At 41.2% G+C, this 13,233-nt stretch carries 11 protein-coding genes; 4 read left to right on the plus strand and 7 right to left on the minus strand.

Annotation, left to right across the window (positions count from 1 at the left end):
* The first annotated feature begins 8 nt into the window (after nucleotides 1-8).
* From CGB83_RS07725 to CGB83_RS07740, 4 genes are all read left to right on the plus strand, one after another.
* A complete protein-coding gene (locus tag CGB83_RS07725) occupies nucleotides 9-1,724 on the plus strand; it encodes an ATP-binding protein (protein WP_100075273.1) in 1,716 nt (571 codons plus the stop codon).
* A gap of 50 nt (nucleotides 1,725-1,774) precedes the next feature.
* Complete coding sequence (locus CGB83_RS07730) at nucleotides 1,775-2,293, plus strand: STM3941 family protein (protein ID WP_100075274.1); 519 nt, start codon at nucleotides 1,775-1,777, stop codon at nucleotides 2,291-2,293.
* A gap of 2 nt (nucleotides 2,294-2,295) precedes the next feature.
* Complete coding sequence (locus CGB83_RS07735; protein WP_100075275.1) at nucleotides 2,296-2,853, plus strand: YdeI/OmpD-associated family protein; 558 nt, start codon at nucleotides 2,296-2,298, stop codon at nucleotides 2,851-2,853.
* A gap of 264 nt (nucleotides 2,854-3,117) precedes the next feature.
* Nucleotides 3,118-3,516, plus strand: a complete 399-nt coding sequence (locus CGB83_RS07740) for an immunity 22 family protein (RefSeq protein ID WP_100075276.1) — start codon at nucleotides 3,118-3,120, stop codon at nucleotides 3,514-3,516.
* Nucleotides 3,517-3,626: 110 nt separating this feature from the next.
* On the opposite strand, the gene polA is transcribed toward CGB83_RS07740, so the two are convergent.
* From polA to tssD, 7 genes are all read right to left on the minus strand, one after another.
* On the minus strand, nucleotides 3,627-6,467 hold the full coding sequence (gene polA, locus CGB83_RS07745) for a DNA polymerase I (RefSeq protein WP_100077531.1): 2,841 nt from the start codon (nucleotides 6,465-6,467) through the stop codon (nucleotides 3,627-3,629).
* A gap of 193 nt (nucleotides 6,468-6,660) precedes the next feature.
* Nucleotides 6,661-7,011 carry an immunity 51 family protein gene (locus tag CGB83_RS07750; RefSeq protein ID WP_100075277.1) on the minus strand — a complete coding sequence of 117 codons (351 nt, stop codon included), beginning with the start codon at nucleotides 7,009-7,011 and terminating at the stop codon, nucleotides 6,661-6,663.
* Nucleotides 7,012-7,101: 90 nt separating this feature from the next.
* A complete protein-coding gene (locus CGB83_RS07755; RefSeq protein ID WP_100075278.1) occupies nucleotides 7,102-8,430 on the minus strand; it encodes a hypothetical protein in 1,329 nt (442 codons plus the stop codon).
* 7 nt (nucleotides 8,431-8,437) lie between these two features.
* Nucleotides 8,438-9,130, minus strand: a complete 693-nt coding sequence (locus CGB83_RS07760) for a hypothetical protein (protein WP_100075279.1) — start codon at nucleotides 9,128-9,130, stop codon at nucleotides 8,438-8,440.
* A 3-nt stretch (nucleotides 9,131-9,133) separates the two neighbouring features.
* Nucleotides 9,134-10,189 carry a LysM peptidoglycan-binding domain-containing protein gene (locus tag CGB83_RS07765; RefSeq protein WP_100075280.1) on the minus strand — a complete coding sequence of 352 codons (1,056 nt, stop codon included), beginning with the start codon at nucleotides 10,187-10,189 and terminating at the stop codon, nucleotides 9,134-9,136.
* Between the two features lie 4 nt (nucleotides 10,190-10,193).
* The gene (locus CGB83_RS07770) at nucleotides 10,194-12,143 is read right to left on the minus strand and encodes a type VI secretion system Vgr family protein (RefSeq protein WP_100077532.1); all 1,950 of its coding nucleotides are present in this window, start codon (nucleotides 12,141-12,143) and stop codon (nucleotides 10,194-10,196) included.
* Between the two features lie 375 nt (nucleotides 12,144-12,518).
* Complete coding sequence (tssD, locus tag CGB83_RS07775) at nucleotides 12,519-12,932, minus strand: type VI secretion system tube protein TssD (protein WP_172954687.1); 414 nt, start codon at nucleotides 12,930-12,932, stop codon at nucleotides 12,519-12,521.
* Nucleotides 12,933-13,233: the final 301 nt, after the last annotated feature.

A 13,233-nucleotide genomic window follows, 5' to 3' on the forward strand; every position in this document is an offset into this window, starting at 1 on the left:
TCAAACTGATGAAACTCAAAACAAAACTTACCTTAGGCGTCGGCCTCCTTTTTTTACTGATCGTTTTGCTTTCAGTAATGGGATCTGTCTACATCAATAAATTGAAATCGGACACGGAAAAAATCCTTAATGCCAATTACAACAGCATCGAATTTTCCAAAAATATGCTGCTTGCGCTGGACAGGATTGAAACGGACCGGGAAGCTGCCGTACAGGCTTTCAGGAAAAATAATGAACTTCAGGAAAAAAACCTGACGGAATCCGGCGAAAAGGAAGCCACCCAAAGCCTGAACCTGCACTTCAACAGCTACCTGCAACATCCGGATGATGAAAAGGAAAAACTGATCCGCGAAGACCTGGTCAGGATCATGACGCTTAACATGAAAGGGATTGAGCGGAAAAGCGATATGGCTATTATCACCGCAGAAAATGCCACGTTCTGGATTGTCAGCCTGGGAACCGTATGTTTCCTGATCGCTTTTGTACTGCTGTTCAAACTTCCTCAGACGATTGCAGAACCGATCAGCCAGCTTACATCCGGCATCCGGCAGATTGCCAATAAGAATTACAGTGAAAGGGTCCATTTCAAGGGCAGTGAAGAATTCAACGACCTGGCCCGGTCATTCAATGTCATGGCTGAAAAGCTTCAGGAATACGAAAGCAGTACCCTGTCTAAACAGCTGATGGATAAAAAGCGTATTGAAACCTTGGTCAACAATATGCATGATGCAGTCATTGGCCTTGATGAAAACCATTTCATTTACATGATCAATAATGAGGCTCTGAAAATCACCCATTTAAATAAGGAAGAAATCATCGGGAAGACGGTTCATGAAGTTGCCGTTAATAATGACCTGGTCCGGGAACTGCTGAAGAACATGAATCATCCGCAGAAAGACCCGATCAAAATCGTTGCGGATCACAAAGAAAATTATTTTGAGCAGGAAGTGGTTCCGATCAATATCATAAAAACGGGTGAGAATGAAAAAAAATACATCGGCAGGGTCATCCTGCTAAGAAATATTACGCCGTTCAAAGAGCTGGATTTTGCCAAGACCAATTTTATCGCCACGATTTCCCATGAGCTGAAAACGCCTATTTCGGCGATCAAAATGGGTGTGCAATTGCTGGAAAACCAGAAATTCGGAGAACTTAATGAACAGCAGAAGGAACTGCTGAAAAGCATCAATGAAGACGGGCAACGACTGCTGGATATTACCGGAGAACTGCTAAACCTTTCACAGGTTGAAACCGGAAATATCCGGCTGAATATTGAACCGTGCTCTCCTAAAGAATTGGTTCAGGCTGCCATAAAGAATGTGGAAAAACTTGCGGAACAGAAGAATATTTCAATTGTCACCGACTATGAAACCGGAGACCAGGATGCTGTGGCCGCTGATTTTGATAAGACCGTCTGGGTGATGAATAATTTTCTGAGCAATGCCATCAAACACTCTTTTCAGGATGAAACCATTTCCATCCGGGTAGAAAGGAAAGGATCCTCTGTGTCCTTCAGCATTACAGACACCGGGAAAGGGATTGATGAAAAATACCACCGCCAGATTTTCGACCGCTATTTCCAGGTCCCGGGAGAGCACCAGAACGGCACCGGACTCGGACTGGCTATTTCCAAGAACTTCATTGAGAAGCAGCACGGGGAAATCGGGGTTAAAAGTTCACTGAATCAGGGCAGTACTTTTTATTTTTTGCTGCCGGTGAAATAATAATTTATTTAATTTTGCTTATACATACCTGAGGTGATCTAAATTTAAGTATGAATGAAATACATTTCTATTCAAGCAAAATAAAAAGTTTAATTCTGCTTATTTTATCTTCTGCTTTTGTTTATCTTTTTATTCATTTCTATGAAGAACTGATATACAAAAGCTTGTTCAGAATAATCATCAGCTATATTGGATGCATTCTTTTTTCCTTTGGTATCGTATATTCGATGCTGATTCTATTCAGGCAAAAACCATTGCTTACTATTAACAATAATGAGATTATTATTTATGATCCTTTACGAAAAAAGATATTGGTTCCTTTTGAAAATGTAGCAAGCTTCTTTGAAACATCTAGTTCTTACAGAGGAATTAAAACTTCGCATCAAATAAATATTGTGATGAAAAATGGAAGGCTAAAAAAAAGTAAAATTATCAACACTATTTTTCCTCAATTTGAAAATGTAGGATATACCATACAGGTTAATATGCTCAATGTTAAAACAAAAAAGTTAATGATTATTTTAAATTCATATCTGAGAGGTAATAGCTCACAGTGTCAAAAAAAATAAAAATGAAAGCTAAATTTTTTAAGGTTCCTCAGGAGTTCAGAGAATGGTTTGAAAAGCATCACCTGACAGAAAAAGAACTTCTGGTAGGCTTTTATAAGGTTGGAACCGGAAAACCTTCGATGACCTGGCCGGAATCGGTAGATCAGGCATTATGCTTCGGATGGATCGATGGGGTGCGAAAATCGATTGATCAGGAAAGTTACAGCATTCGTTTTACACCCAGGAAACCTACGAGCATCTGGAGTGCTGTTAATATCAAAAAGATGGGTGAACTAACCCAATCCGGCCTTGTAACGGAAGCAGGATTAAGGGCTTTTGCACTTCGGACAAAAGAAAAATCTGCCATATATTCGCATGAAAATGAATCACCTGAATTAACCAGTGAATTTGAAAAACAGTTTATCGCCCATACAACAGCATGGGAGTTTTTCAACAGCCAGGCGCCATCATACCGGAAGGCGGTATTGCATTGGATTATGGGTGCAAAGCAGGAAAAAACCAGAATTTCAAGATTAGAAAAAACAATCAGAGAAAGTGGAAATCAGAAAAGGATATTGTAATATTTGAGTACAAATTCCTTAGTTGGGCCATTCCGCGAAATCTGATTGGTCCTGCACCTGAAATCTGTTTTGTCCGTTCAAAAAATTACATAGATGTATGGAGCGGCAGATTCCTTTTGAAAAAGAATAAGTTGATTGACCAGTCACAAATCAAAGACTCCATACGGATTAAAGAAACAACCCCATATCCGTATGGGAATAATCTGTAAATTTTATCATAACTTTGAGCCTTTAAAACAAAGTTCAATCGGAAAGAATTAAGTCATGCAGACAGAAACATTAGATTTTTGGGTAGGAAATTTCAACAGTGAGGAGGATTTTTATGAATTTGTGGAGGAAGATGAGAACTATTATCTTCTCGAAGAATCTGATGACACGCATATTTCGCAGTTTGCAGCTTCACAGGATACGGTTTGGTTCGATCATGATCTGGTAGAATACGGTTTCGAAGACGGGAACAGAACGATCTACGAGAAATTTGCCGGATATTCCTTTGCCGAACAATGGCTTCCGATCCTCGTCAACAGGCTTAATGAGATCAACCTGAAATTTGATATCAATGCCCTAATTTTTGTAAGCCAGGGACAGGTTCTTAAACCCGTTTCGGTTGAAAATGATTTTTTCTCCCTGGCGTATGTGGGGGGAATTGAATATAGCTTTTAATATTAATTATTACTTTACGATTCTGTAATTAGATACATAATCCACTATATTAAAAATAAAACTTTCACGTGCAGTGAAAGTTTTATTTTTGCTTTAAATTTTAAATATTATCAATGCGCTTCCAGCCAGTTATCCCCTACGCCGACTTCAACCAGCAGCGGAACCTGGGTTTCAATTGCATTTTCCATTTCCATTTTGATGATGTTGGTGGCTACTTCCACCTCATCAACCGGAGATTCAAACACCAATTCGTCATGAACCTGGAGCAGCATCCGGGTCTTTAGCTTCTCTTTTTCCAGTTCTTTCTGGATCTTGATCATGGCCATTTTCACCACATCGGCTGCACTTCCCTGGATTGGGGCATTCACGGCATTCCTTTCGGCGTGGGCACGCACAACAAAGTTATTGGAGCTGATGTCTTTCAGATGGCGTTTCCTTCCTAAAATGGTTTCCACATAGCCGATTTCGCGGGCTTTCTTCACCTGTTCCGCCATATAGGCCTTCAGCTTGGAATACGTTTCAAAATAGGCTTCGATCATCTGCTTGGCCTCGCTTCTGGACAATCCGGTCTGCTCCGCCAGTGCAAAGGCACCCTGGCCGTATAAGATCCCGAAGTTTACGGTTTTGGCCTGGCTACGCTGGATTTTGGATACTTCCTCCAGTGGAATATTAAAGAGTTTTGCAGCAGTGGAAGCATGGATATCTTCCCCATTCTGAAAGGCTTTGATCATGTTATCTTCACCGGAAATTTCAGCAATCAGCCTCAGCTCGATCTGGGAATAATCGGCAGAGATAATTTTTTTGCCTTCTCCGGCCACAAAAGCCCCCCTGATCTGCTGTCCCCTCAATGTACGGATCGGGATATTCTGCAGGTTTGGGTTGACACTCGCCAGACGGCCGGTAGCTGCTGTAGTCTGCGAAAAGTTGGTATGGACGCGGTTATCGGATTTTTCAATCTGCGACGGCAGCGCGTCCACGTATGTGGATTTTAATTTCTGATAGGTCCGGTATTCCAGGATATGCTGGATGATTTCATGTTTGGATGCCAGTTTCTGAAGGATATCTTCTGAAGTGGCGTACTGCCCGGTTTTGGTCTTCTTTGCCTTAGGATCCAACTGCAATTTTTCAAACAGGACTTCACCGAGCTGTTTCGGTGAATTTACGTTGAACTCCTCTCCGGAAAGTTCAAATATTTTTTGTTCCAGTTGCCTCAGGTCGTTTTCCAGGTCTATGCTTTCCTGTGCCAGCCATTTTTCATCCAGGGAAATTCCGGCAAGCTCCATTTTGGCCAGTACTTCCATCAGTGGCATTTCGATATTGAAAAACAGGTCTTCCAGGTTTTCTTTTTTCAGCTGCGGAGCAAAGAGTTCGTATAACTGGAAGGTCACATCCGCATCTTCTGCCGCATAATCCGTCTGCGTCCTCAGGTCCGCATCCCGGAAGTTGCCTTGATTTTTTCCTTTTTTCCCGATGATGGTTTCGATGGAAACAGGTTTATAGCCGAGGTAAACTTCAGAAAGGTAATCCATTCCGTGCCTTCCATCCGGGTTCAGCAGGTAATGCGCGATCATGGTATCAAACATGGCTCCTTTTACGGTTATATTATACCTTCTGAGGATTTTATAATCGAACTTTAAATTGTGCGCGACTTTCACCAGGTCTTCTTTTTCAAAGAAAGGCCTGAAAATCTCCAAGGTCTGGAGTGCTTCTCCCTGATCTTCGGAGACCGGGACATAATAAGCCAGTCCTTTTTTGTATGAGAAACTCATGCCTACCAGTTCGGCTTCCAGCTCATTGAGTGAGGTGGTTTCGGTATCAAAACATACTACTCGTTGCTTCAAGAGGTTCCTGACCAGCATTTTTTGTGCCTTCGGATTGTCGACGAACTGATACAGGTGATCGTTATGCTCAATAGTTGATTTCGTTCCTGCCGCCTGATCCAGCTCTTCATAAGTAGCAAAAAGGTCCAGCTGCCCTACGGCCTGCGCTACTTTCTGCTGAGGTGTGGTTTCTGTTATAGTGATTTCAACATTTGTAACGGTTGTATTTCCGCTTACGATAGGTGCAAAAGCCCTGTACAGGTTATCATACAATCTTCTGAACTCGATTTCGTCGAAGACTTCTTTCACTTTTTCGAAATCAGGAGTTTCAAGGTCATATTGTTCCTGGTGGAATTCTACCGGGGCATCACAGATAATGGTCGCTAATTTTTTTGATAAAATCCCGCGTTCCGCAGAGGCTTCCACTTTTTCCTTAAGTTTTCCTTTCAGTTCATGGGTATTGGCCAGGAGATTTTCGATGCTTCCGTACTCTTTCAGGAATTTCATGGCTGTCTTCTCTCCAACGCCATCCAGTCCCGGAATATTATCCACAGAGTCACCCATCATCGCAAGGAAATCGATGACCTGCTTAGGATTTTCGATCTGGTATTTTGCTTTTACCTCTTCCACGCCTAAAATTTCCACCTCGCTGCCTTTCAGCCCGGGTTTGTAAATTTTGATTTTATCCGTTACCAGCTGGGCAAAATCTTTATCCGGGGTCACCATAAATGTGGTGTACCCTTCTTTTTCCGCTTTACAGGCAATCGTACCGATTACATCATCAGCTTCATAACCGGTTACCCCTAAAATCGGGATGTGCATCGCCTGCAGGATGCGGTGGATATATGGAATAGCAGCCGTGATCGCCTCTGGCGTTTCACTCCTGTTAGCTTTGTATTCAGTAAAATCCGTTGTCCTGATGCTGGCTTCTCCCACATCGAACACAACAGCCAGATGGGTAGGCCTTTCCCTCCTGATCAGTTCGATCAGAGAGTTGGTAAACCCGAAGATAGCAGAAGTATCCAGTCCTGTACTGGTAAGCCTTGGGTTCCTGATCAATGCATAATATCCCCTGAAAATCATTGCATAGGCATCGATAAGAAAGAGCCTTTTATCCTGTGTAGCGTCCATATTGTCCATGAGAACAAAGATAAGAAATTAGTTTTCTTTTCTTCGTCCGAAAGCTGATATTGAAAGAAGATCATCTGAGTCAATACTTCATCAGAATAATTTTGCTGAAAAACATTAAATACGACCTATATACAGCTTGGTATTTTATTTACCCATAAAAAAAGACCCCTGATGAGGCCTTCATGTATTGCTATTAATCTATTTCCGCTTTCAGCAGGAGGTCCTGTACCTGGACTTCATCTTCACAGGTCTTTTTAAATGCGGTGATAAATTCTTTTAAATGCTCCGGGTTTTCAGAATAGGCACAGAACATATCGGCTTCCGGATCAAATTTGATGTCTCCGGCCAGGTCGGGCCTCTTTTCTTCCACGAAAACTTTTGCCAGTGACGCCCAGTCGTACCCGTTCCCTTCGAAACCTTCATCCTTTCTCCATTCAAAAATCTCCGGTTTATACGTTCCTGCATTTAAACATACTGAAAATGTCTTTTCTGAGGCAACCCAGAAAAAGGGTTTAATTGCCGTTTCAAAATTGTACGCTTCCATACTTTAAGTGAATTTAGTTTGCTGTATTAAAGGTAGGAAATTTCTGTTTTGGCATGAAACTTTATAACATTTATTAACTTTTTGAATGGATTAAGCTTCCACTGCGTTAACGGTTATGCTGTTTGTAGCATCTGCCGCAAACTCTTCTGCAGCAATTCTGATTGCACTCTCTGCAAAATAATTGCTGACAAACGGAGCGATTAATGTAATCATTCCTCCGGCTGCTTTTGCTCCGGACACATAATTTGCCCGGATATTTTCCTGAATCATGGCGTTTCCTCTCTGATTATGCGCCTGCGAAACACGGTTTATATTACGCTCATTGATCATTCCCCGCAAAGTTCCGTTCCTATTGGTAATTCTGTCTTGTAATTCGGGGCCGAACTCACCATTCCTCATTCTTGTAATCATTTCGCTCAGCTGGGGATTATTTCTTAGGGAATAGGTACCCCGACGTTCAGCCTCGGCAACGCCGCCATCGAATGTAGCAATATCACTTCTGGTAGCATTATTCATAACCAGATTCGTTCTGATATCTCTCATGTCATTTCGGGGAGACAGAGGATCCCAGCTATCTGTTGGCTGAATTAAACTCGATGAATCTTCAGAATTACCTTTTACATTCTGATAATCTCCGTCACTTAATACACTGTTGATTCCCTGTGCTGTGTTGGACGCTATAGGATTAATTACGTAAAAGCCAACAGGAAGCCATGCCCCGAAAATGGCAGTCTGAGTAAGAACATGTAAGCTTCTGGCTCCTCCCAACATTCCACCCACCGGTAATGTTGTTCCCATACTGAATCCGAACAGTACTCCCGCGATAAGACCTGAACCGATATTGATCCATTTTTCGGTATTGTTATTGGAGGCAATGCTATTAGCTGCATTGCCTGCTGCAATACGGCTGATAAAAGGAAGCAGAACCCCTCCTTCTTTACAGGCTAACATGGAGTTTTTTGTCAATGCAAAATAAAGGTCTTTGGTCGCTATATTTATACTGTCGAAACGCACTTTACTATGATGGTTCTTCCACTGGCTCTCCTGATACCCGATCATTTCGCTGCAGGTAGGCGTCTGCATCATTTGCCATATGCCATATCCTATGGCAGCTATTGCAATAACACCTCCTACGATCCAGCCTGCAACAGGAATAGTAGCCGAGGTAGCAGCTACAGCCAGCATCCCCAACACAACACCACCTCCGAAGGCAACAGTTCCTGCACCTGAACTCCATCCGCTTTTACATTTGAATTCATCAGATAATTTCTTATCCAGTTTTACTAAGAATACTCTCTTCTGTGATCCAAGCTGTACCGTCTTAAATTTCCTGTCGTCACTTACAAGGAACTGCTTATAATCAGAATTCAACTGATTAGTACACACTGCAAACACTTTTTCCGGTAAATAAACTGCCATTTTACTTTTATTTAAAAAAATAATATTCCATTATATTGAAAAAAAGGATCATGATGATGATTCCTATGGATAAGATCATAGCAATGACCTGCCATGGTTTCATCCTGTTGATGATGCTGTACTTTATTGTTTCACCTCTTCGTACAAATACGCCAAAGTTTGGAATAATGTTAGGGTTCATCGCATTCTTGAGCACTTTTGTATTAAAATTCTCATTGATGTAGGGCTTTATATAATCGATGAATGCATCCAGTTTTTTAATATCCTGTTCACTGGAAAAAGGAGCAAACCCAGTGTTACCGACTCTTATTTTAAGAAGTTGATCTTTAGTTTTAATGGTTAAATAACGGACACCTTCATTGCCCATGTTTTTAATCATTACAATATCTTTCATATTAAAATTACAGACATTATTTCTAAATATTGCAGTAATATTTTTCTGCGCATCGATCCTGATGATCCACTCCTTATCCTGATCTTTGATCTGATTGGTCATGAGTTTCAGTATTGCGATACTTCCTAAAACAGTCATTAGGGCCGCAAGAATAAGGGGGAAGAGAAAAAATATATTGGAAAAAAAAATATGGGATAGATACAGGGTTCCGAGCATTATAATTAATGCCGGAATAACAAGCAGCAATGCAATTCTCAGTTCAGTTTTAGCATCCAGTCCCTGAAATCTAAATTCTTTACTTTCCATTTTTTAAGGAACAAAATTTTCCAGCTTTTTTACGGTGAATATACATTCGTTCTCAATATTATCAGCGATCTCTTCTTTTAAAACCACTTTGCCTGTTTTCAAAATCCTTGTTTCACTGTCTATTTCTACAGTGGTCCTGAAAATGAGCTTATAATCTGTGAAATTATAGCCTACAACGTTTTTATGTAATTCATCATATCTTTCAGTAATCTGTTTTTTCAGATCCTCTGACATAGCGTATTCTGCCACTTTTCTTACGGTTACCATTCCATTGCTTTCGTCTACTTTATCATACCTGATTTTCAAGGGAATAATGAGCGGCGGTACAATTGTAGATATTAGGTCAAAATCCCGTTCCTCCCAGTCGCTGCTGAACAGATACTGATCGAAACAACAGAAATAGAAAAAGTTGCGCCAGTATTCTTCATTATTATTGGCGTCAACAGAAAACTGCTGATCGCCAATGTTTATTAATTCCCGGATAGCTGATGGATTAACTTCCTGCAATTTTTTAATAAATGGCAAACTGTGCAGATTCTCTTTTTTGAAAACATTCCATGCAGAATTGATCTCTTCTGTATTTAATATCTCATCAATTTTTCCCGTCCGGTCAAGCCTGAATACTACATTATTTTTAATTTTTTCCGTCGCTTCTATAAAATCAAAAGTATCGGCTATTATAGCAGAAGAAATAGATTTGTTGTAATCTTCAAGTTTTACAAAACCTTTCCTTTCGGAAAAATTTAATTTTAGAAGATATTGAAACTTCTGCTCTACATAATGCTCCAGAACCCCGTTAAATTTCGAAGTGTTTACCTGTTCACACCGGTATCTACATTGATTTTCAAAACCTTCATGATCAGGGCTATTATGTTGACTTCTGTCTTTTTCAAGCAATACAAAATTAAGTTGCAAAGGAATTTCACTCCCGATAATCATATGGGTTAAACCACAATTTTCATTATGAAAACCGACTAATTCTTCGACAGAAATATGTTCTTTTGCCGCAATTGATTCTAAAGTATCTTCTTTCTGTATTTCGTATTTAATAATATCCATAGTTTTAATTTATATCCACCTGGCCACCTGTAATTGTCACATTGCTGTTAACAACCATTCCCGGACTTCCCCCGGTTTTTCCTACATTGGTAAGCGTACCGCCTTCTACATTTACGGTATCTGATTTAATGGTTATGGCCGTTCCTGTAATCTCAATATAGCTTTCCCCTACTTTCAGGGTAACCTTTGTAGCACCGTTGAGATCGATGACCCCATTTTTATCCATATTCAGGATACTTTGTCCTTTTCCTACATCCGTGCAATGCTTAGACCCGGCATTGACGGTATTATCGTTTCCTACGGTAACGGTCTTATTGTTATTGGCGTTGGTAACGGCATTTCCGGCACCATCAAACTTCATATGGGCACCGCCCTGGTCGGTTAAGAGTACCGAGCCTTCGCCATCGTTAAGCTCCAGCTTGTTTCCGCTGCGGGTGCTCAGGCTTTTGATATTGTTTCCTGTACCGCCACCACCGCCTACCTGTCCGTGGAACATTCCTCCCATCACGAAAGGACGGTCCGGATGCTGATGGACGAAATTAACAATGACCTGATCGCCAACCTCAGGAATAGCCATAAATCCCCGGTTTTTGCTTACTTTTTCACTGCTTCCTCCATCAGGAGTCATTACCCTGATCAATTCTGTGGTGGACGGCCCGTTCTGCCAGTCAAACTGAACCTGCACACGGCCCTGGTTTAACGGATCGGTATTGGAAATGACTTTGGCAAACTGAGGCTCAGCTTTGGGTACCTCGAATTCCGGGCGGGGAATATATCCTGTATCGGAAGCTATGGCTTCAAAAGTACCGGTATAGTATCCTCTGGAATCAACTTCATGCTCTGTGGCAATAATCATGAGTTTGGTAAAATAAGCCGTTTCATTGCTGTCTTCCTTCCGCATTTCCACATCGGCAATGCATCCCGGATACAGGAAAGGAACCGTAGTAGAACCTGAGGTCACGAAAACATCGGAAGCTTTGCTCCCGGCAGTCCCTTTTTGGGAAGCATCAATGTCCATGAATGATATGGCTTTTATCGGAGCTACCCGCAGTGAGGGCGTAGTAAATATCTTTTCAGATATTTCATAAGCGCGTCTGGCAATATCTGATGTATGACTGATTTTTGAATTTCCGGTAGTCAGCTTTTCGTTCTTGCTGCTGTTGTAACCGTAAAAAGTGGGATTGACATGCTGAGCCTTCATGGTTATCCTGATATCGGTCACGCTGCTGCCGTATACTAATTTGACCGGTTTTTCCTGAGGAGGCAGTTTCCCGAAATGCAGCACTTCACCGTCATAATAAAACTGTTCTCCGTATGCTTCTGCAATTCTTGCCAGATAATTATAGTGCGTTTCCTCATACTGCGAACTGTACGAAACATTTCCGTGCTGAGCATCTACCCTGTAATCAAATTTATTCTGTCCCAGCCCTTCTTTGATAATCTGATCTGCAATGCTATTCAGACTGACTTCCTGGCCGCCGCCGAAACTCTGGATGTGAGGTGCGGCATCCAGAAGAACGGTAGGGCTGAATCCACTGAGGACAATATTTCCCAAGCTGCCTTTTTCCTGGCTGAAACCCACTTCCGTAATGACACCCACAAAACTTCTTTCAGGACTGCTTTCAAGATCTTTATACCTGAAAATAACGGTGATCCTTTTGCCTAAAAAATTCTGGGCTTCTTCCAGATTATGGTTTTCTGGCTTGCCAAGGCTGTCGTAAGCAAGCATCAGATCAAATTCATGGTGTTTTACAGCACTCTGCCTGAGCTTAAAGTGTTTAAAATGCCGGATTATTTTACCTTCGATAACGATGTCAAGCCTGACTACACGATTGATTCCCAGTATCTGGCTTTCTGCGATGGCAACTGCATTATGAATTCTGGAGGTAGGCTGCCGGGACCAGATCCGGTCTTCCGTACGGATAGGGTCTGTCATCTTTGAAGCCTCGTTCATAAACATGTTCTGGCCATCCGGCGCAAGATCAGGATGGGTAAGCTTTTCAGCTGACGACAAAAGCGGGTCGTGAAATGGTTTTGAAGGTAATTGCCCCGTTTCCTGTAATGGCTGTAAAACACGATTTTCCGGTACCTGATCCGGTCCGGAATTTATTTCAAATTCATTATCCTTAATCATAATCTTTTGTTTTGAGTCATTTGACAGTGTATTGCTTCAATACCGCTGTTTTGAAATTCTTCAAATAAAAGTATAAAACATAACGCCTGAAATGGTTCAGTCCGTTATCGAATAAAAGGACAGAACAGGTTATTTTTGTATGTTCCCTGCTCTGCCTGATGTTTAGTTTATTGGGTAAGATGATTGGTGACAGGTCTAGCCGTTCACTGATCCCGGCCATACTCCGTGGTACGCAGAATCTCCGTATGTAATTTTTTCTGCACTTACGACGAAGCTGATCAGCATGTTATTGGTATCAATAGCGTCGAAGTCCACTTCGTGCTGGATAACATATCCGTTTTCCCAGTTCAGGGTGATCAGGGTACCTTCCTCATGGGATTTGTTGAATGTAATTTCTCCTGAAGTAGGTTTGTATTTTCCATTAAGTAGGCTTTCCAGAATGTCTGACTGCTCTGTAGCTTCTATGGATAATTTAATGATTGCATTGGAAGGATCCGAGGCTACTCTTCCGGAAACATCTGTAGATCTGGAAACACTGTAGTTCAGTTTTAATAATTTCTGACCTTCTCCGCCGTTGAATTTTAAGATTCCTCTTGAATTGCTTGCCATGATTTGTAAATTTTAATCGTTAATATTTTGTGACTTGGTGTCTGATTGTGTTAACAAATATAGAGGTCCTGTAACTCCCACAAAAGTTTTTCGTAATCAATTTCATTTATTGTAGTAATACTACGATTTCATGTCGTAATTCTACTACTTATTAAAACCGGATATTTAAAAACTTAATTTACAACTACTTGACCAATCATACCATCAACTTTATGATGAAATACTGCACTTTTCCGAACAATAGATGGATTAAATAAAAGTATGTTTTATTGATATGCCGGAAAGAAAAATAAAAACCGGC

It is taken from the genome of Chryseobacterium camelliae (assembly GCF_002770595.1).
Classification (GTDB): domain Bacteria; phylum Bacteroidota; class Bacteroidia; order Flavobacteriales; family Weeksellaceae; genus Chryseobacterium; species Chryseobacterium camelliae.